At 50.1% G+C, this 15,214-nt stretch carries 29 protein-coding genes; 17 read left to right on the top strand and 12 right to left on the bottom strand.

All coding sequences use genetic code 11. The features are described 5' to 3' along the window. Nucleotides 1-2: 2 nt before the first annotated feature. The 10 genes from AFL22_RS11200 to AFL22_RS11160 form a co-directional block, all read right to left on the bottom strand. Complete coding sequence (locus AFL22_RS11200) at nt 3-203, bottom strand: hypothetical protein (RefSeq protein ID WP_052271440.1); 201 nt, start codon at nt 201-203, stop codon at nt 3-5. Beyond that, nucleotides 203-475 carry a hypothetical protein gene (locus AFL22_RS11195; RefSeq protein WP_052271439.1) on the bottom strand — a complete coding sequence of 91 codons (273 nt, stop codon included), beginning with the start codon at nt 473-475 and terminating at the stop codon, nt 203-205. The genes AFL22_RS11200 and AFL22_RS11195 overlap by 1 nt, the downstream gene beginning before the upstream one ends. Next, nucleotides 472-879: a hypothetical protein gene (locus AFL22_RS11190; protein ID WP_052271438.1), complete on the bottom strand. Its 408-nt coding sequence runs from the start codon at nt 877-879 to the stop codon at nt 472-474. Before AFL22_RS11190 ends, AFL22_RS11195 begins: the two co-directional genes overlap by 4 nt. After that, nucleotides 876-1,112: a hypothetical protein gene (locus AFL22_RS11185; RefSeq protein ID WP_052271437.1), complete on the bottom strand. Its 237-nt coding sequence runs from the start codon at nt 1,110-1,112 to the stop codon at nt 876-878. Before AFL22_RS11185 ends, AFL22_RS11190 begins: the two co-directional genes overlap by 4 nt. Further along, nucleotides 1,112-1,732, bottom strand: a complete 621-nt coding sequence (locus tag AFL22_RS11180; protein WP_052271436.1) for a hypothetical protein — start codon at nt 1,730-1,732, stop codon at nt 1,112-1,114. Before AFL22_RS11180 ends, AFL22_RS11185 begins: the two co-directional genes overlap by 1 nt. A 10-nt stretch (nt 1,733-1,742) precedes the next feature. Continuing rightward, nucleotides 1,743-2,147 carry a hypothetical protein gene (locus AFL22_RS11175; protein WP_052271435.1) on the bottom strand — a complete coding sequence of 135 codons (405 nt, stop codon included), beginning with the start codon at nt 2,145-2,147 and terminating at the stop codon, nt 1,743-1,745. After that, a complete protein-coding gene (locus AFL22_RS11170; RefSeq protein WP_052271434.1) occupies nt 2,144-2,587 on the bottom strand; it encodes a hypothetical protein in 444 nt (147 codons plus the stop codon). Before AFL22_RS11170 ends, AFL22_RS11175 begins: the two co-directional genes overlap by 4 nt. A gap of 10 nt (nt 2,588-2,597) precedes the next feature. Then, complete coding sequence (locus AFL22_RS11165) at nt 2,598-2,756, bottom strand: DUF1317 family protein (RefSeq protein WP_052271433.1); 159 nt, start codon at nt 2,754-2,756, stop codon at nt 2,598-2,600. Nucleotides 2,757-3,174: 418 nt separating this feature from the next. Next, nucleotides 3,175-3,330, bottom strand: coding sequence for a hypothetical protein (locus AFL22_RS24255; protein WP_197276787.1), 156 nt, complete (start codon nt 3,328-3,330; stop codon nt 3,175-3,177). A gap of 173 nt (nt 3,331-3,503) precedes the next feature. Further along, a complete protein-coding gene (locus AFL22_RS11160) occupies nt 3,504-4,199 on the bottom strand; it encodes a S24 family peptidase (protein ID WP_052271432.1) in 696 nt (231 codons plus the stop codon). A 98-nt stretch (nt 4,200-4,297) separates the two neighbouring features. Between AFL22_RS11160 and AFL22_RS11155 the strand changes: the two genes are divergently transcribed. The 11 genes from AFL22_RS11155 (at nt 4,298) to AFL22_RS11110 (ending at nt 10,905) form a co-directional block, all read left to right on the top strand. Beyond that, on the top strand, nt 4,298-4,552 hold the full coding sequence (locus AFL22_RS11155; RefSeq protein ID WP_052271431.1) for a helix-turn-helix transcriptional regulator: 255 nt from the start codon (nt 4,298-4,300) through the stop codon (nt 4,550-4,552). Nucleotides 4,553-4,565: 13 nt separating this feature from the next. Next, nucleotides 4,566-5,114 carry a YmfL family putative regulatory protein gene (locus AFL22_RS11150; protein ID WP_052271430.1) on the top strand — a complete coding sequence of 183 codons (549 nt, stop codon included), beginning with the start codon at nt 4,566-4,568 and terminating at the stop codon, nt 5,112-5,114. Nucleotides 5,115-5,300: 186 nt separating this feature from the next. Then, complete coding sequence (locus AFL22_RS23410) at nt 5,301-5,495, top strand: DUF4222 domain-containing protein (RefSeq protein WP_072123905.1); 195 nt, start codon at nt 5,301-5,303, stop codon at nt 5,493-5,495. Next, nucleotides 5,473-6,366, top strand: a complete 894-nt coding sequence (locus AFL22_RS11140; RefSeq protein WP_052271428.1) for a conserved phage C-terminal domain-containing protein — start codon at nt 5,473-5,475, stop codon at nt 6,364-6,366. Before AFL22_RS23410 ends, AFL22_RS11140 begins: the two co-directional genes overlap by 23 nt. Nucleotides 6,367-6,378: 12 nt before the next feature. Beyond that, nucleotides 6,379-6,813, top strand: a complete 435-nt coding sequence (locus AFL22_RS11135) for a PerC family transcriptional regulator (RefSeq protein WP_052271427.1) — start codon at nt 6,379-6,381, stop codon at nt 6,811-6,813. Continuing rightward, nucleotides 6,810-6,932 (top strand): hypothetical protein, encoded by a 123-nt coding sequence (locus AFL22_RS24650; protein WP_254920038.1) that lies wholly within the window; start codon nt 6,810-6,812, stop codon nt 6,930-6,932. Before AFL22_RS11135 ends, AFL22_RS24650 begins: the two co-directional genes overlap by 4 nt. Then, nucleotides 6,929-8,266 (top strand): chromosome partitioning protein ParB, encoded by a 1,338-nt coding sequence (locus tag AFL22_RS11130; RefSeq protein ID WP_052271426.1) that lies wholly within the window; start codon nt 6,929-6,931, stop codon nt 8,264-8,266. The genes AFL22_RS24650 and AFL22_RS11130 overlap by 4 nt, the downstream gene beginning before the upstream one ends. Further along, nucleotides 8,263-8,628, top strand: a complete 366-nt coding sequence (locus tag AFL22_RS11125) for a RusA family crossover junction endodeoxyribonuclease (RefSeq protein WP_052271425.1) — start codon at nt 8,263-8,265, stop codon at nt 8,626-8,628. The genes AFL22_RS11130 and AFL22_RS11125 overlap by 4 nt, the downstream gene beginning before the upstream one ends. A gap of 154 nt (nt 8,629-8,782) precedes the next feature. Further along, complete coding sequence (locus tag AFL22_RS11120) at nt 8,783-9,499, top strand: phage antirepressor KilAC domain-containing protein (protein WP_052271424.1); 717 nt, start codon at nt 8,783-8,785, stop codon at nt 9,497-9,499. After that, the gene (locus AFL22_RS11115) at nt 9,496-10,512 is read left to right on the top strand and encodes a DUF968 domain-containing protein (RefSeq protein WP_052271423.1); all 1,017 of its coding nucleotides are present in this window, start codon (nt 9,496-9,498) and stop codon (nt 10,510-10,512) included. The genes AFL22_RS11120 and AFL22_RS11115 overlap by 4 nt, the downstream gene beginning before the upstream one ends. Before the next feature lie 21 nt (nt 10,513-10,533). Continuing rightward, on the top strand, nt 10,534-10,905 hold the full coding sequence (locus tag AFL22_RS11110) for an antiterminator Q family protein (protein ID WP_052271422.1): 372 nt from the start codon (nt 10,534-10,536) through the stop codon (nt 10,903-10,905). 26 nt (nt 10,906-10,931) lie between these two features. Here AFL22_RS11110 and AFL22_RS24025 read toward each other — a convergent pair whose 3' ends face one another. Next, nucleotides 10,932-11,333 carry a hypothetical protein gene (locus AFL22_RS24025; RefSeq protein ID WP_156311594.1) on the bottom strand — a complete coding sequence of 134 codons (402 nt, stop codon included), beginning with the start codon at nt 11,331-11,333 and terminating at the stop codon, nt 10,932-10,934. Nucleotides 11,334-11,574: 241 nt separating this feature from the next. Next, nucleotides 11,575-12,543 carry a hypothetical protein gene (locus tag AFL22_RS11105; RefSeq protein WP_241773181.1) on the bottom strand — a complete coding sequence of 323 codons (969 nt, stop codon included), beginning with the start codon at nt 12,541-12,543 and terminating at the stop codon, nt 11,575-11,577. A gap of 334 nt (nt 12,544-12,877) precedes the next feature. Here AFL22_RS11105 and AFL22_RS11100 point away from each other — a divergent pair, with 334 nt between their 5' ends. From AFL22_RS11100 to AFL22_RS11080, 6 genes are all read left to right on the top strand, one after another. Further along, the gene (locus tag AFL22_RS11100) at nt 12,878-13,054 is read left to right on the top strand and encodes a type II toxin-antitoxin system HicA family toxin (protein ID WP_052271421.1); all 177 of its coding nucleotides are present in this window, start codon (nt 12,878-12,880) and stop codon (nt 13,052-13,054) included. Between the two features lie 48 nt (nt 13,055-13,102). Next, nucleotides 13,103-13,510 carry a type II toxin-antitoxin system HicB family antitoxin gene (locus AFL22_RS11095; protein WP_052271420.1) on the top strand — a complete coding sequence of 136 codons (408 nt, stop codon included), beginning with the start codon at nt 13,103-13,105 and terminating at the stop codon, nt 13,508-13,510. 180 nt (nt 13,511-13,690) lie between these two features. After that, the gene (locus AFL22_RS11090) at nt 13,691-14,116 is read left to right on the top strand and encodes a tellurite resistance TerB family protein (protein WP_052271419.1); all 426 of its coding nucleotides are present in this window, start codon (nt 13,691-13,693) and stop codon (nt 14,114-14,116) included. Further along, the gene (locus tag AFL22_RS24020; RefSeq protein ID WP_156311593.1) at nt 14,116-14,268 is read left to right on the top strand and encodes a DUF3927 family protein; all 153 of its coding nucleotides are present in this window, start codon (nt 14,116-14,118) and stop codon (nt 14,266-14,268) included. The genes AFL22_RS11090 and AFL22_RS24020 overlap by 1 nt, the downstream gene beginning before the upstream one ends. A gap of 183 nt (nt 14,269-14,451) precedes the next feature. Next, nucleotides 14,452-14,805, top strand: coding sequence for a phage holin, lambda family (locus tag AFL22_RS11085; protein WP_052271418.1), 354 nt, complete (start codon nt 14,452-14,454; stop codon nt 14,803-14,805). Then, on the top strand, nt 14,789-15,205 hold the full coding sequence (locus AFL22_RS11080; protein ID WP_052271417.1) for a structural protein: 417 nt from the start codon (nt 14,789-14,791) through the stop codon (nt 15,203-15,205). The genes AFL22_RS11085 and AFL22_RS11080 overlap by 17 nt, the downstream gene beginning before the upstream one ends. Nucleotides 15,206-15,214: the final 9 nt, after the last annotated feature.

Here is a 15,214-nt window from a genome sequence, read left to right as displayed (position 1 = left end):
GATCATCCCCTCAACGCTACGACTGTTCCGGGTTCTGCGCCCACGTTCTCGCAAAGACCGTCGGTTCCTAACCGCGCCTCGTTGACCATCGCGTTAAATTCGTGTTCGGTATGGTCATGATCCTGCCAGACGACAGCGGCATCCTGTGGCATTTTGCGCAGCTGGTTGATCAGCTGCTTCACTGTGGTTTTCTGTCTCGGCATCACTCCACCTCCGGCGCTGCTGCCAGCATGGCGTCGTAAGCATCGCCCAAGCGAGACAGGCCATCCATGAACTGATCGCCAGCAGCAATCATCTCCTCTGTGGGCTCGACTGGTACCAACTTCCATCCCTCCGGTATCTCGCGACCCTTACGCAGCGCCAACAACTCCTTTGCCATGACAATGACAGCCTCAACCGAAACATGGCTCGCAAAATCAACGCTTGTTGTCACAGACTCAAGATAGAGGTTGCTGGGGTATTTTTTGTCGCTCATTTCGCCTCCTCAATGTTGCGCAGGATGGCGGCGCGGCAGGCACTGAATCCACAACGGAATGTGTCTTGGTAGTCTTCATTGATGAAAAGCTGCCTCCAAGCTTCGCGCGTCAATTCATCCGGAACCAAATCATCTAGGTCAGCGGCGGGCGCGGGACGGGTGAAAAGTTCATCCCCGTCTTTCATTTCTGACACCACAAGATCATGACGCATGTTAACAGTCGCAACATTACGGTAAGTGTTCCAATCCATAGCGATGCTGACAGTTCCAACCGGCTTCTGCTTCTCCAGCTCTGCCAGCTTCGCCTCTGCTGCTTCAGCGCGCTGCTGCCAGTGGCGAACATCATCACGCAACGCCTGTATTACAATCTCATCAATCAGCGCCTGCTTCTGCTCTTTGGTCATGATGGCTCTCCCTTTACACAGCAGGGGCATACCCAGCCTTCACCACGAATTAATTTCCAGCCCGCTTTAGCGGCATCTTGTTTGAGAAACTGGTAAACGCTAGCCATATTTGCGAGAGTGTCATCAGCCATTTCCCCCGGCCCATTGTTATCATCAGACCAGCAGCGTTTGCCGGATGACGCATCCAGCCCATCACCGCGACGTTCGCATCGCAATTCAATCCAAATAGCCATCACTCACCATCCTTACCGGCACTAGCGCGCTCAGCAAAAATTTCAGCCTTCTGCTCATCCGTTAGCAGGTCATCAGAGATGATCGCTGCAAACTTTCCACCTGACCATGAGATTGGAGAGCTTTCTCGAATGGCTTTATTCAGCGCCTCTGCTGCCTGCCATATCGCTTCGGGAATATCATGGTGATCGCCGCCATCAGGAATGATCTCTTCACAATGATCATTCATATCGATTTCGCGGGGGTAATTCGACTCGCAAATAAGTAACTGGAGCTCACTCGGCAACAAGCAATTCTCCCAGCAGTAATCTGCGAGAGACTCAGAGTCAAAAAAGTAGTTATCGTTGTCGAAGATAACGAGTGGTTCTCCTGCCCAGACCTTTCTTTCAAGAGAAGCAAAATATTTTTGACGGCTTTCTGAATAGCACTTCTCACAATAGCCATTTGTTGCATGGGAGCCATGGCCATGGTTTTTTTGACAGATACGGTGCGTGCTGCCCGCGTAACGAGCCATGTGTTCGTCTTTACCCCAGAAACGACCAGTGCGATCGACCCAGCCAGTAACAGTCTGAATGCTGGCCGCTTCATCAGATTCGTACATCACAACGTTTTGTTCTTTCATCGTCTTCCCCTTAACCCATGCATTCCAGATACAGCCCGCTGGCAATCAGACGAGCACGGCGTGCAGCTGCTTCACGATGGCGCTTAATAGCCTCTTCAGAACGGTCGTTGCTGTAGTTGATAACCATTGGCTTGCATGGCGGGGGAGCAACACGGCGCGGGTTTCTGACCAGGGTATAAGTGCGGTCGATTGAGCCGCCACCGAGACAGACCTGATTGGATGCCTCAACCTGAAGTGTTTCACCACCGCGGCGCATGATGTGAAGGACTAACCGATTAAACTCGCTCAGCGTCATACCGAGTTGCTGCGCCAGCTCCCGACCCGTTGCCGGGCCTTTTGATAACTGCCAGGCTAGCTTTTCACTGAAACCGGCATTTGGGCCATTACTGCGGCGAAATTGGGCAACTTTTTTCATGACACCACCTTCAGCGTTACCGTACGTGAGCGGAGCAAATCCATTTCCATTTGGGAAATGATGTTGATCGCTTGTAAGGTGCCGGGCAGCTGCTGATTACCCATAGTTGACACAGCCCGACGCGCCTCACCGAGTGCTTCACCGCGCAGAGTTCGAATCCACTGGTCACAGGCTGGCGTAGCAAGCGCTGCATTCAGGTCATCAATCAGGGTCATATCAGCCCCAGCAACCTGAAGCGCGTTGATGGTGTCAGGCAGAACGCTGTTGATACGCAGTACCTCTGCAGCCATCAGATTGGCGCGAACGGTGGCAACGTCGAGACGCGACGACAGCTCAGTCACCATCTTTGCCATTTCGATAAGAGGAGTATCCATCCCGATGTTCTTAGCGAACTGGTGGCCTGCAGCGACGACTTCTTTATTCGATTTGAAATGATGCATGTCATCGCCCTCAGTGAATGGTGATGGTGCTGTTAAGGCGCTCAGCTTCGTTCTGCGCCTTAATTGGATTGGTGACTACAGAGCCGTCAGGCAATCTCCAGCCGTTCAGGATATGGCTATAGGGCAGGGTGATAATGCCTACGGTTATATGGTCGTTCGGCTTTTCCATGAAACTCTCCACACACGATTTTTGGTTGCATGAATCCCTTGCCAGTGACGGCAATAAAAACTTTTGGGATTCGTTTAAGTTGGCTGGTGGGTTACTGCAATAACCCACAGCCCGATTACTCCACACACTTGAAAGGTTGCTGCGGTGCCGGGTGCCTCCCGGTGCTCTGGTCAGACTGACAAACACCAGAGCGGAAACTCTTAGACTGTGTGCAATCTTTGTCAGTCTTCCGCGCGCGATGGCCGCATTCACCACAACGGGAAGAGCATTGCTTAACTTACAGCTTTCAGGCCATTAGGTTCCGACGCCCATTCCTGATAGCTGTCATGCTCCAGCTCTTGCAATGCTCTTGCCGTTGTGAAAAAGGGCGGTTAAACAAACCTTCATGAGTAACCGCCAACACAGCAATTCAGCACTCTTAAAACGCTGGTCCGCGAACCACGTTTTCAACATCACACTGCACAATCACCACACCGGCATCACCACAACAGACAACATCAGCATCTGGGAAGAGCCTCAAAAAGGTAATCAGGTCCCTGACCGTTGTGTTCGACATGTTTTTAATTAGCTTCATTTCTTCTCCACACAGTAGACAGTTACGCCTGCAAACGTTTGTGCTGTCTTGATGAAGAAACAATAAATCGAATATGCGATATTCGCAAGTGTTAAGTTGCGTAATATGCAAATATAATGCGGCAGACACAAAAAAACCCGGGCAAGCCGGGTGTTCTTTGAACTGGAAAGGATCTAAGCGTGGCGCTTGAAAGCTTGAGACTGGCTAATCATGACTTTGCCAAATATGTAGAACCTGTGTTCATTTGCCTCGTCAATGAACCAGTCGCGATAGCGTGTGTTATCAGAGATCACCAGCAGTTTATCCGGGATCATTTGAAGTCGCTTAATGTGCACTTTACCGTCAAAGCCAAACACATAGATGCCGTCACTATCGAATTTATTCACTGATATATCTACGAAAACTAAATCACCTGGCTCAATAGTACCTGACATACTATCACCGCCAACGTTGACCATTTTCACCATCTTCGCAGGCTTCCCGCTGAAGAAAGATTTAGCGTGCTCAGAGTTATATTCAATAGAACGAATGACATCCACGGTGTCACTACTTACGAATGCACCAGGTCCAGCGCTCACGGTTATATCAAGTAAGTCGACACGATACACATCCTCCCCCTTGCCATCCTTTACGTTATCCTTACTGTGATTATATACAGTAATTTCAGGAGGGGTGGGAGTAAATAATTCAAAAAGACCTACTTCAAGAGCCTCAGCTATTTTAATAAGCGATTGCTCCGTAAATGATTTTTGTTTTCCTGTCTCAAGTCTGGAGATATTTGCCTGATCCACGCCAACAGCTTCGGCCAGATCGCTCATTTTCATACCTCGCTGTAAGCGAAGCTCTCTGATGCGGTTTCCTATGTTCATGACCCTATTTAAATGTTGGTTTGCACGAAACGCAAATCAACTTGCGCAATCCGCGTGCATACAATATTATGCGTATTACGCAATTAAAGGAGGTATTTATGGTCACACCGTTAAGAAACTTGCGTAAGGCGCAAGGAAAAACATTGAGCGATGTAGCTACAGCGATTCGTCTTGATGTTGGCAACCTGAGCCGTATTGAACGAGGTATCCAGGTCGCCTCGCTGGAAGTCGCTGAGAAGCTGTCGGTCTTCTTCAAAGGCGAAATTAGCGAGCTGGAAATTCTTTATCCGCAGAGATACCAAACCGGCAATGAAAATGTATCACCCGTTTCGTTGACAGCAAAACCACAGTGAGAGGATTCAAGCAGTGGGTAAACCAGAATGGCAAATTGAAAGGCAACCGGCATGGCTGGTGGCAGCAATCAAGAAGACTATTTCAAGTCTACCGGGCGGATATGCAGAAGCAGCTGAATGGCTGGGTGTGACTGAAGATGCATTGTTCAACCGTCTTCGTACCAATGGCGATCAGATTTTCCCAATGGGCTGGGCGATGGTTCTGCAGCAGGCAAGCGGCACAAAGTACATCGCTAACGCCGTATCCCGCCAGTCAAACAGCGTCAACGTTCCGCTGGTGGACATTGAGGATGTTGATAACGCGGATATCAATCAGCGACTGATGGAGTCAGTTGAGTGGATTGGCAAGCACTCTGCCTACATTCGTAAAGCAACCGCCGATGGCGTGATTGATGCGTCGGAGCGCGAGCAGATTGAAGAGAACAGCTATCAGGTTATGGCTAAGTGGCAGGAGCATCTGACGCTGCTGTATCGCGTGTTTTGCCCGCCAGAAAAGGTGAACGCCGCAGGATTGCAGCCCGCGGCGTTCGATGCGACTAAATCAACGTGTGTGGAGAACTAATCGCGTGATCAATTTAATCAGATTATCAGGGTTACCGCAATTCCGTTGCCTTCCTTCAGCTGGTGGACGTCTCAGCAGTGAGCCGCTGCGGTATGTGCTCAATGTACCAGGCGTCAGCGAAGAAGTTAACCACAGCTTTGTTGACTGGGCTGTGGGCAATGCTAACCAGCGAATGAAGGCGACCAAATGCGAGAACTTGACCGTATCTTCCGAGATAAGCGCGGCGTCCCTGTGCGGGTCATTCGCTGGGAGCCAGAGAACGACAGGGTTATCTATCTGCGTGACAACTACGAACATGGCGAGTGCTTCAGTTCTCTCGAACGGTTCAAGCAGTATTTCAGAGAGGTCGAAGTAATTCATGAGCCTACTTCTGAAAGTTAAACCATTGGTGATAAGCCCTGAGCTTGCCCAGCGCATTGGTCTGAATGAGGCAATTGTGCTGCAGCAGATTTGTTATTGGCTGGAAGACACTACATCCGGCGTCGAATATGACGGCAAACGCTGGGTTTATAACAGCATTAACGCCTGGAATGAGCAGTTTCCATGGTGGACCGGCAAGACGATACAGAGAACGGTTTCTTCATTAAGAAAAATGGGTCTGATTTATGTTGAGCAGCTTAAAAAGAAGCAGCACGACCAGACTAATTATTACGCAATTAACTACGCAAGCCCTTTACTGACCGATAGGGACAATTTGTCCCTATCGAGAGAGACAAATTGTCCTGATCGAAAAGGTCAATCTGTCCCTATGGATAAGGTCAAGTTGTCCCAATCCATCGGGTCAATTTGTCCCACTCTTACAGAGATTACAACAGAGAATACTACAGAGATTACAACAACCCCTTCTTGTCAGGTTGCGACGCAACCCGACGATGAGTGGTCAACCCTTCATCGTTCTCGGGAAGTCTTACGCCACCTGAACAAAGTTACTGGCGCTAAGCACACAGAGGCGCAGTCGTCGATGGGTCACATCAAATCCCGGCTGAAAGATGGATTTACGGTGGAAGAGCTTTGCCTGGTGGTGGATTACAAACACGCCCACTGGGAAGGCACTGAGGAATACCAGTACATGCGGCCCAAAACTCTGTTCATCCCCGGCAACCTGCCTGGCTATCTCCAGTCAGCGACCAAGTGGGATAAGGCCGGTCGCCCGCCACGCTCTGAGTGGAATGCCCTGAAGCGCAACATGCAGCGGGATATCACTGTCATTCCACAGCCTGACAGCTCAGTGCCTCACGGCTTTCGCGGTTAACGGGAGAAAATCATGATCAACCACGAATCAAAAATTCTTGAACTGATTACCCGCAATGGCCCGCTGAAGGTGCGCGATCTCTGCAAGCTCACTGGCCTGCATGAAACTTCAGTGAAGCGCTTCATCAAACCGTTGTTCACCAGAGGGACTCTCAAGCGTGCCAGCGACTGGAGTTATTCGATCAACACCGCCCCGTTACCGGTTGAGAGCGAGAAATACACCCACCTGGCGAAGCAGGCTACAGAACTGGAGAGCAAAGGGTTCTGGCTGCGTGCAGCACGGGTATGGCGTGAAGCAATGCTGGTGGCCAAGTTCGATGCATCACGTAACGAAGCCAAAGAGAACTGCGACCGCTGTGCAGCAGAGGGTTCCCTGAACTGTGGCAGCTATGGCGGGCTTGATACAGGCCGTATTGGCGAAAGCTTCCTGAGTGAGGATCGCCAATGAAAGCGCACCTGAAGAGCCACTACCAACGCAATGAGATTTTCTACCAGGCCATCCGCACCGCAGCGGTGATGATTGCCGCCCTGATTATTGTCCTGACATGGGAGCTGACCACAGCATGAGCACATTAGCGCGCATTTACGACGACAAGAAAAATAGCGATACCGATATCACCACCCGTAAAACCTACCTGCTGGGCGTTGATGAGCTGTATGTAGAAACTAATTACAACATCCGTGATATCGATCAGACCCATGTCGAGGAGTTCCGCGACGCCTTTATCGCTGGTGAACACGTGCCTCCGCTGGCTGTTAAGGTCACCGAAAAGGGCATTAAGATCATCGATGGCCATCACCGCTATTACGGTGCGAAGCTGGCACAGGAAGCAGGCTACACGCTGCGCCTTGAGTGCAAAGACTTCGTGGGTAGTGAAGCTGACAGCGTGGCATTCATGGTCACCAGTAGTCAGGGTCGCGCCCTGTTGCCGCTGGAACGTGCAGCAGCCTATCAGCGCCTTGTTAACCAGGGCTTAGAGCCAGCCGAGATCGCCGCCAAGGTGAAACGTTCGATCACCGATGTTGAGCAACACTTGCAGCTGCTGACCGTTGGCGAACCTCTGATTGAGATGGTGAAATCCGGCGAAGTGGCCGCAACCACAGCAGTAGCACTGCAGCGCGAACATGGTGTTAAAGCCTCATCCATTGCTCAGGAGCAGATGCAGAAGGCGAAAGCGGCAGGGAAAAAGAAGCTGACAAAGACCGATGCGATGCCGCAGTTCAGTGCTGCCCAGGCACGCAAGCTTGCAGAACTGATTGCTAAACATTCTCAGACAGAGCAGAGCGATGAAGGCGCACGCATTACGCTGACGTTTGAAACTGACCTGCAGGCCGCTGAGCTGATGGATATTATCCTGATCGCCAAAGAGCATTACGGCGTGACTCAATCAGCAAGCGAACAACCGGCCCCGGTTAAGTCAGAGAACGGCGATGGTGATGACCTGCCGCTTCTAAAATACGAAATCCTTGAGCAAAGCGGTGTTGAAGCGTGGGCGTGCGTAGTTGCCGCGTTCAAAATGAAAGCTGAGTACACCTACAGCGAATCAAAATACGCGCATACCTGGGCGGCGGACTCTGTTGAGAACCCTACCTGTGTGACCGTTCCGGCAGAGATCATTGCTAAAGCGGTACGCCTCATCAAAGAGCATCATGACGATCTCGAACTAAAGCTGTGGGTATCAGAGCAGTACGATGATGCAGAGCTGGCAAAGGAACAATTGCAGCGTTTCTCAGCGGTGCTGATTGACGTTCGCCAGGACAGGCCATGCACGGTTCAGGAGTTTATCGCGCTGGTGGAGCAGACTAACCGTGATTGCTGGTTGAATATCCGCATGTTGCGCCAGGCAGTTCGTGAAGTTGCCGGTCAGATGACTATTCCGGGTATTGGGGAGACTGCATGAAGTTAACTCTCCCATTCCCGCCAAGCGTAAACACGTACTGGCGTAACACCAGAAAGGGAGTATTGATCAGCGCCTCCGGGCGCTGTTTCCGCTCCAATGCTCTTGCCTCCGTCATGGAGCAACTTAAACGCCGACCACAGCCGATTACAGTGAATGTTGAGGTGAGTGTTTTGCTGTTCCCGCCGGACAAGCGCCAGCGTGATCTTGATAATTACCTCAAAGCCCTGTTCGACAGCCTCACTCATGCCGGTATATGGGGCGATGACAAACAGATTAAGCGGTTCACTGTAGAGTGGGGCCCGGTAACTAAGGGCGGGAAATCTGAGGTTGTAATCAGTGAGTTTCAGCCGGTAGCGGCATAGGTCCGCAACTGGTTACATGACCAGTAAAATTGGATATAGTGCGTGGTGTACTAGCGAATTGCAGTCGTTGGTACAAGGTTGGTCCCGTTCATTTGCAGATGACGGGGCGGGGCCAGTTAAAAATAGTGCGTAAATCGTGTGTGGAGAGGTCAAAATGCTGAATCAATCAGCGGGTGCTATTGCGCCTGTAGTCAATGCTATTCAATCCCCAATCATGACCAGCCGTGAGATTGCCGAACTGACCGGCAAAGAACACAAAAATGTCACTGTAGATATTCGCCGTATGCTGGATGACCTGGGAGAAGATGCGCTGAAATTCCAGCGTATCTATCTCGACACCATGAACCGACAGCGAACTGAGTATCACCTCGACCGTGAGCACACCGAATGCCTCATCACCGGTTACAGTGCCATCCTTCGCATGAAAGTGATTAAGCGGCTGCATGAGTTAGAGGAAAGCCAGCCAGTTAAAATCCCGCGAACCTTTGCTGAGGCACTCCGCCTGGCCGCCGAAATGGAAGAGGAGAAGGATCGCCTGCAGCTGCAGCTTACTGAAGCCGCACCAAAGGTTGCGTTTGTGGATCGCTATGTCACGGCCACCAGTTCAATGACATTCCGCCAGGTGGCAAAACTTCTTGAGGCTAAAGAGCCAGAGCTTCGCCTGTTTCTGATTGAGAGTCGTGTTATGTACCGCCTTAATGGCGTCCTGACTCCCTACAGCCAGCACATCGAAGCCGGTCGGTTTGAAGTGAGAACCGGAACCACTACCGAATCAAATTATATGTTCAGTCAGTCGCGCTTCACTGCTAAGGGCGTTCAGTGGATTGGCGGGCTATGGACGGCGTATAAAGCTGCTGGTGGTGCTGAGTGAGAGCGCTGCTTACACCCGAAATAGCGCCGCGCACAGGGATTGTGCTGCTCAAACCGGGGCCGGAGCTTCTGAGGCTTTTCAAAGGTCGTGTTGTGATCAGCACACCGACAATGGATATGGCAGACCTGCCGTCAGGGCGGCTGAATGACGGCACACAGCCGCTGCTCGATGAACCCTCACTGATTCCGTTCTTCAGCCATAAACGCGTGATAAAGGCCGCTGGTGGACCGAATGCGCTGGCATCCTTCGTCCAGTCCTTCGGATGCTGCCAGTGGGAGCAGTTGGGAGTGTGGCATCACCATGAATTCACAGTGTCAGAAATCGAAAACGGCCTGGTTTCTCTTTGCTATAGCCACGATAATGAGTTCAGGGAAAACGGCGTACCCGGTAGCCTGGAGAATATCGCCATAGGTAACACCGCACTCTGGATAATCAGGGCTGCATGCAGTCAGATGGCGCTTAACGGTGACCACCAGTTGACCCTGCCGGAACTGTGCTGGTGGGCAACCCTGAATGATGTGATTGACCTGATACCAGAGGCACCGGCCCGGCGCGTCCTGCGCATGCCGAAAGAGATCATCCAGAGCGGCGAGCTGAAAGAAGCCCGTATTGTTCCGGCGCGACCGGCTCGCGAGGTGATTCAGGATGCTGCTCAGTTGGTCAAAAAGATAATCGACCTGCGCACTGACCCGGAATCACCAGAATCATTCATGAAGCGCCCCAAGCGTAAGCGCTGGGAAAGTGAGAAATACACACGATGGGTAAAGTCGCAGACGTGCGCATGTTGCGGCATACAGGCTGACGATCCTCATCACATCATCGGACATGGACAGGGGGGGATGGGAACGAAGGCGCATGATTTATTTGTGATACCGCTATGCAGAGCGCATCACGATGAGCTGCACCGGGATATGAGAGCGTTTGAAGCAAATTTTGGCAGCCAGGTTGAGCTGCTATTCAGGTTCCTTGATTTCGCGATTGCAGTCGGCGTGATCGGGACAGACAAAAAATAAAGTGTGTGGAGAGGATTAAATATGCGTGACATGTCACAGGTGTTAGAGCGTTGGGCAGGCTGGGCGCGTTCGGAACATAGCGGTGTCGATTACTCACCAATTGCAGCTGGCTTCAAAGGGTTATTGCCGCAGAATTCCAAAATGACCCTTTCTTGCACAGATGATGATGGTTTAGTGATTGAGTCATGCCTGGCTAAACTTCGCAGCCGCAGACCCGATGAGCACGAACTGATCGTGCTGCACTATTTTTTCAATATATCTAAGCGTAAGTTAGCACAGCGAGCCAAATGCGACGAGAAGATGATACGCATTCAGGTTCAGATGGCCGAAGGGTTTATCGAGGGCTGTATAGCATGGTTAGAAGTTAAATTAGACATGGAAGCAGAGCTTTAACTTGAATAGCTAAGTGGCAATGCCACTTAGCTTTTTGGTGGTTCTTCTGTAGCAGGCAAAACTTTTATACTTTTTCCAATGTTGACCAACTGTCTAACAGTAAGCGCTCTATCAGCTAACAGCTCTTGTCGCAGTTCATCTGTTAGATGAGGGCTTTTTAGCTGTTCATCTATGCTCTTGAGGTCTCTGTTCAAACTGTTGCGATAAGAAGCTTCAGCAGGAGTCTCCAGTCCATGCCTGCTAACAAACCATGCCATGAAGTAGGTAATAGCAGCTGAAACTAGTGGAGCAGCAGCATAAAGTACAGGACGCCACAAACTATTTTGGTCCGGCACTAGCGCAGGTACGAGAGTGGTGATTACAGCGCCAAGTCCGCCCGTCGTTAAGCCAGGATGTGAAGATAAAAGGTTTTTCTTATCCTCACTCACGTTCAGCATCCTTTATAAGCTGAGCAACACGTTTACTATTTTTACGATCCAAAGTGATGGTCACTTTGTTGGTTTTTTTTCGACCGTATTCAGTAAAATGAATCTCTATCCTGCGAGTTGGGAAGATTTTACGCCATAGAAAAGCCGATCCAACATATGAAAAGCGATAGAAGGCTGGGAGGCATAAGATGACTCCTGACCAAAATATGAGCTGTAAAATCTGTTGTTGAATCATTTTCTATTAAATCAGCTTGTTACCTTGAGTTACACGATGCCTCAGCACTTTTTTTATCACATACTTCACTGAGCTTGTTTTCGCAGACCTGGTTTTAGTCGTTTCTAATGTAACTGCAAATAAATCTTCGCTGGTGATAGTACCTTCTGCGTGCCTTACTTTAGCTAAAAACTCATAGTCAGTCAGTAGTACCGAATGCTCCTCATCGTTATAGAACATTCTCCAACCCTTTTCATTATGGAAGTTAACTTGAGTGAATTTTACATTTACATCTTTAGTTTCAATGTCTTTAGTAAGCAATGTTCCGCGCGGGATCGGTTTTATCTCTTCTGTTTCTTCTCCCTCTAGTTTAAGAATCACCTCACCATCAGCATTCACAATTTTGAAAACAGGCTCATCTTTACCTTCTAGTGGAGTCTGGACAACCTCAATCAGGGCATCGCGTATTACCGGCTCAGTTACTAAAGCTGCAACTGCAGCCGGGCATTCAATCTCTCCATCTGCAAGTTCAAGGATTGCTTGATCGGTCCCTGTCTTTCGCGTGACAGATAATACCTTTTTACTACCAAGTTGGCGGATGAGTGACAGAGCAGAGGAGTGAACGCCAGCACCTACTAATCCTACAATGCCAATTGTTTTCAATACATCAACCGCCATCGGTAGTAATTGCACTACCGTGTAATCAATACCAATGGAACCAGGTACTGCTGGACTCGTTACTAAAACCTTGAAAGATTTGTTACCGTCATTCAACAGATCATCCGCTTTGTTGATAAGGTTTGTCATCGAGAGTATGGACTTACCTAACACTGCCGCATCAATTGAGTGCTTTGATAACTCATCATCTTGTGCATCATAAAACACTTTAAACGAAGTAGACTTTTCCATAAGTTTCCAGAGGAAAGCACTTAATAGTGCTTTTACAGTTTGAGAAATAATTAAGATAAATTTACATTGAAAAAAAGAAAAAAGCATTAACGCGGTCCGCAAAAACATGTGTATTGTGATAAGAGTGGTTTCTAGGCAGTACTGCTTATCATCGTAAAGTCAGTTCCAAATGTGGATGTCAAAGCGCCTCAGGCCTTACCAGCCTGGAGGCGTTTTTTATTTGAAATATCCCCTAAAGGGGGTAGCGATATGTCTATCCCTTGCAGGGGATAAGAAATTCACCCTGTTGCCGACGGGCAAGGCACTTACCGCTTTTGCGTCAGGGTTTTTTTCAAAAATATCGGCCTCCGGTAAACAAAAATGTTGACCAAGTAAGCATAAATGTTTACTATAGCTTCATGTTCAACAGACAGGAGGAGTAGTGAAGCAAAGCGAGTTCAGGCGGTGGCTTGAATCTCAGGGAGTCGAAGTTTCAAACGGTACTAACCATCTGAAGCTGAGATACAACGGGAAGCGAAGTGTAATGCCAAGGCATCCCGGTGCTGAGTTAAAAGAACCACTGCGAAAGGCCATAATGAAGCAGTTAGGCCTGAAATAATTAACCAGTCCTCCGGGGCTGGTTCTCGCAGAGTTTCACTAAGACGATATGCGATACCCGATTAATCTTGAGCCGTGCGACGGCGGATATGTGGTTTCGTTCCCGGATATACCGGAGGCGCTTACTCAGGGCGATACCCGTGAAGAAGCGTTAGAGATGGGGCTGGATGCGCTGGTTGCTTCATTTGATTTCTACTTTGAAGATAACCAGCCTGTTCCGGCACCTGGTCCGGTGACAGGGGAATTTGTAGAGGTTCCGGCGAGTGTGTCGGCGAAGGTGCTACTGCTGAATGCTTTCCTTGCTTCCGGCTTAACTCAGGTTGAGCTGGCTTTACGCATGGGAGTTAAAAAGCAGGAGGTAACTCGCATCTTCGATCTGCACCACTCGACCAAAATAGATACTGTTCAGAAGGCGCTCTCAGCGCTGGGCAAGCGACTTGAATTAGTCGCTGCCTGACAGGCACCAAATAAGAAATTCAAAGGCTCACTTCGGTGGGCCTTTTTTATATCCGCGCCACGCTCGGCGCACTTCAACCACAGAGCCTTTCAGGGGTGAGCCAGAGTGATGGTCAGTGTGACTATCTCTGTGGGCTGACTACTCCTGAGCGCTGGCTCACCCGCTAAAAGGAAAGTCACTATGTTTGGCCTGTTTAAAAAGAAAGCCCGTAAAGCAGTTGCTGAAGTTAAGAAGATGGAGAATCGCGATGCTGTCGAGGCTACGGTCTGGGGTGCTTACTCTATCGCTTATTCTGACGGCACCTGTGACGCAAAAGAGATCGCCATTCTTGAAAAGACCATCAGTGCACTGCCTGCATTCTCCCCGTTCGCAGGTGAGATTGCTCAGATGAGTAGTAACATCCGCGCCCGATATGATGCGTCGCCACGCAGTGCCAATGCTCAGGCAATGACCGAGTTGGCCGATGTCGCTGGCACACCAGATGCTGTTAGCGTTCTCTGCTTGTGTCTGGATATCGCGGATCAGGATGGTATCGGTGAAGACGAAGAAAAGCAGCTGAAGAAAATTGCTCAGGCTCTGCAGTTGCCACTGGATCAATACCTCTAATGTTGAAACTGCGGTGGTTAGCTGCGGCCGTGCTCTTGTTTCTGGTCGTGGCAATAGACTTCACCGGGAAAATGATGTCAGTCCTGGCAGATGGTGTGCTGGTGGCTGGTGTCATCGTGCTTCTGTTGCCGGTGTTCAAAGCCAGTAAATAACGTTTCACAAAAGGCGTCATCGAGCGCCTTTGATAAAACGTTATACCTTGAGGCCTACTTTTGTGGGCCTTTTCCCTTTTTGCGCACGCCAATCAGTCTCCACACACACTTTTGACGCCGTGGCGTTGCGCAATCCTCTCAATGAAAGTAAGCCGCCATCATCCCGGTGGCGGGAATCAGAGCATGCCTCCAGAAAAAGACCCGGGCTTTTGGGCCACAGTGCTGCTGTGGCTGTATGCCCACAAAACAGAATGGGGATATGCCGGGGTAGCAGGCATGTTTTCACTATTACGCAGTGCCTATGCAAAAAGCCCGTGGAGTAAGCGGGTTCTCGACGCTGCCTCCTGCAGCGCGCTGGCTTTCTTTGCTGGCCCGACGCTGCAGGTGATGGGCGCTTTATTTAATTGGAGCATCCCTGACGCTGCCGCACAGGTCTTCGCGGTTTACATCGGGTATGTAGGCAATGACTACATCAGCGAAAGGCTTCGCAGGCTGATAGAAAGAAAGGCAGGGTATACAAATGACGGGCAGCAATAAATCACGCGGCATCCGGAATAATAATCCTGGCAACATCCGCTGGGGCGATGAGTGGAAAGGGCTGGTGCCGCAGCCGCAGCGCACTGATAAATCTTTTTGCCAGTTCATTAGTTCGGAGTACGGCATCAGGGCGATGATTATCATTCTGCGTAACTACCAGAGCAAATATGGCCTGAAAACTATTACGGGCATTGTGAATCGCTGGGCTCCGCCTAACGAGAATGACACGCAGGCTTATATCCGCAGCGTGGCAACGGCTACCGGCACTGATGCTGATAAGCCAATCGACCTGACTGACAGCCGCAAGCTGTTTCCGCTCCTGCAGGCCATCATCAAGCATGAGAACGGCAGCCAGCCCTACGGATTAGATGTTTTCATTCGGGCGCTCGATCTCGTCTGATAAAGGAGG

Source organism: Pantoea sp. CFSAN033090 (genome assembly GCF_001264395.1).
In the GTDB taxonomy this organism is placed as follows: domain Bacteria; phylum Pseudomonadota; class Gammaproteobacteria; order Enterobacterales; family Enterobacteriaceae; genus Pantoea; species Pantoea agglomerans.
This window is presented reverse-complemented; position numbering and strand designations above follow the sequence as displayed.

Bases quoted from the DNA above. Each gene is read 5' to 3' on its own strand.
- AFL22_RS11200 (WP_052271440.1), bottom strand. From the start codon at position 203: ATGCCGAGACAGAAAACCACAGTGAAGCAGCTGATCAACCAGCTGCGC.
- AFL22_RS11195 (WP_052271439.1), bottom strand. From the start codon at position 475: ATGAGCGACAAAAAATACCCCAGCAACCTCTATCTTGAGTCTGTGACA.
- AFL22_RS11190 (WP_052271438.1), bottom strand. From the start codon at position 879: ATGACCAAAGAGCAGAAGCAGGCGCTGATTGATGAGATTGTAATACAG.
- AFL22_RS11185 (WP_052271437.1), bottom strand. From the start codon at position 1,112: ATGGCTATTTGGATTGAATTGCGATGCGAACGTCGCGGTGATGGGCTG.
- AFL22_RS11180 (WP_052271436.1), bottom strand. From the start codon at position 1,732: ATGAAAGAACAAAACGTTGTGATGTACGAATCTGATGAAGCGGCCAGC.
- AFL22_RS11175 (WP_052271435.1), bottom strand. From the start codon at position 2,147: ATGAAAAAAGTTGCCCAATTTCGCCGCAGTAATGGCCCAAATGCCGGT.
- AFL22_RS11170 (WP_052271434.1), bottom strand. From the start codon at position 2,587: ATGCATCATTTCAAATCGAATAAAGAAGTCGTCGCTGCAGGCCACCAG.
- AFL22_RS11165 (WP_052271433.1), bottom strand. From the start codon at position 2,756: ATGGAAAAGCCGAACGACCATATAACCGTAGGCATTATCACCCTGCCC.
- AFL22_RS24255 (WP_197276787.1), bottom strand. From the start codon at position 3,330: ATGAAGCTAATTAAAAACATGTCGAACACAACGGTCAGGGACCTGATT.
- AFL22_RS11160 (WP_052271432.1), bottom strand. From the start codon at position 4,199: ATGAACATAGGAAACCGCATCAGAGAGCTTCGCTTACAGCGAGGTATG.
- AFL22_RS11155 (WP_052271431.1), top strand. From the start codon at position 4,298: ATGGTCACACCGTTAAGAAACTTGCGTAAGGCGCAAGGAAAAACATTG.
- AFL22_RS23410 (WP_072123905.1), top strand. From the start codon at position 5,301: ATGCGAGAACTTGACCGTATCTTCCGAGATAAGCGCGGCGTCCCTGTG.
- AFL22_RS11140 (WP_052271428.1), top strand. From the start codon at position 5,473: ATGAGCCTACTTCTGAAAGTTAAACCATTGGTGATAAGCCCTGAGCTT.
- AFL22_RS11135 (WP_052271427.1), top strand. From the start codon at position 6,379: ATGATCAACCACGAATCAAAAATTCTTGAACTGATTACCCGCAATGGC.
- AFL22_RS24650 (WP_254920038.1), top strand. From the start codon at position 6,810: ATGAAAGCGCACCTGAAGAGCCACTACCAACGCAATGAGATTTTCTAC.
- AFL22_RS11130 (WP_052271426.1), top strand. From the start codon at position 6,929: ATGAGCACATTAGCGCGCATTTACGACGACAAGAAAAATAGCGATACC.
- AFL22_RS11125 (WP_052271425.1), top strand. From the start codon at position 8,263: ATGAAGTTAACTCTCCCATTCCCGCCAAGCGTAAACACGTACTGGCGT.
- AFL22_RS11120 (WP_052271424.1), top strand. From the start codon at position 8,783: ATGCTGAATCAATCAGCGGGTGCTATTGCGCCTGTAGTCAATGCTATT.
- AFL22_RS11110 (WP_052271422.1), top strand. From the start codon at position 10,534: ATGCGTGACATGTCACAGGTGTTAGAGCGTTGGGCAGGCTGGGCGCGT.
- AFL22_RS11105 (WP_241773181.1), bottom strand. From the start codon at position 12,543: ATGCTTTTTTCTTTTTTTCAATGTAAATTTATCTTAATTATTTCTCAA.
- AFL22_RS11095 (WP_052271420.1), top strand. From the start codon at position 13,103: ATGCGATACCCGATTAATCTTGAGCCGTGCGACGGCGGATATGTGGTT.
- AFL22_RS11090 (WP_052271419.1), top strand. From the start codon at position 13,691: ATGTTTGGCCTGTTTAAAAAGAAAGCCCGTAAAGCAGTTGCTGAAGTT.
- AFL22_RS24020 (WP_156311593.1), top strand. From the start codon at position 14,116: ATGTTGAAACTGCGGTGGTTAGCTGCGGCCGTGCTCTTGTTTCTGGTC.
- AFL22_RS11085 (WP_052271418.1), top strand. From the start codon at position 14,452: ATGCCTCCAGAAAAAGACCCGGGCTTTTGGGCCACAGTGCTGCTGTGG.
- AFL22_RS11080 (WP_052271417.1), top strand. From the start codon at position 14,789: ATGACGGGCAGCAATAAATCACGCGGCATCCGGAATAATAATCCTGGC.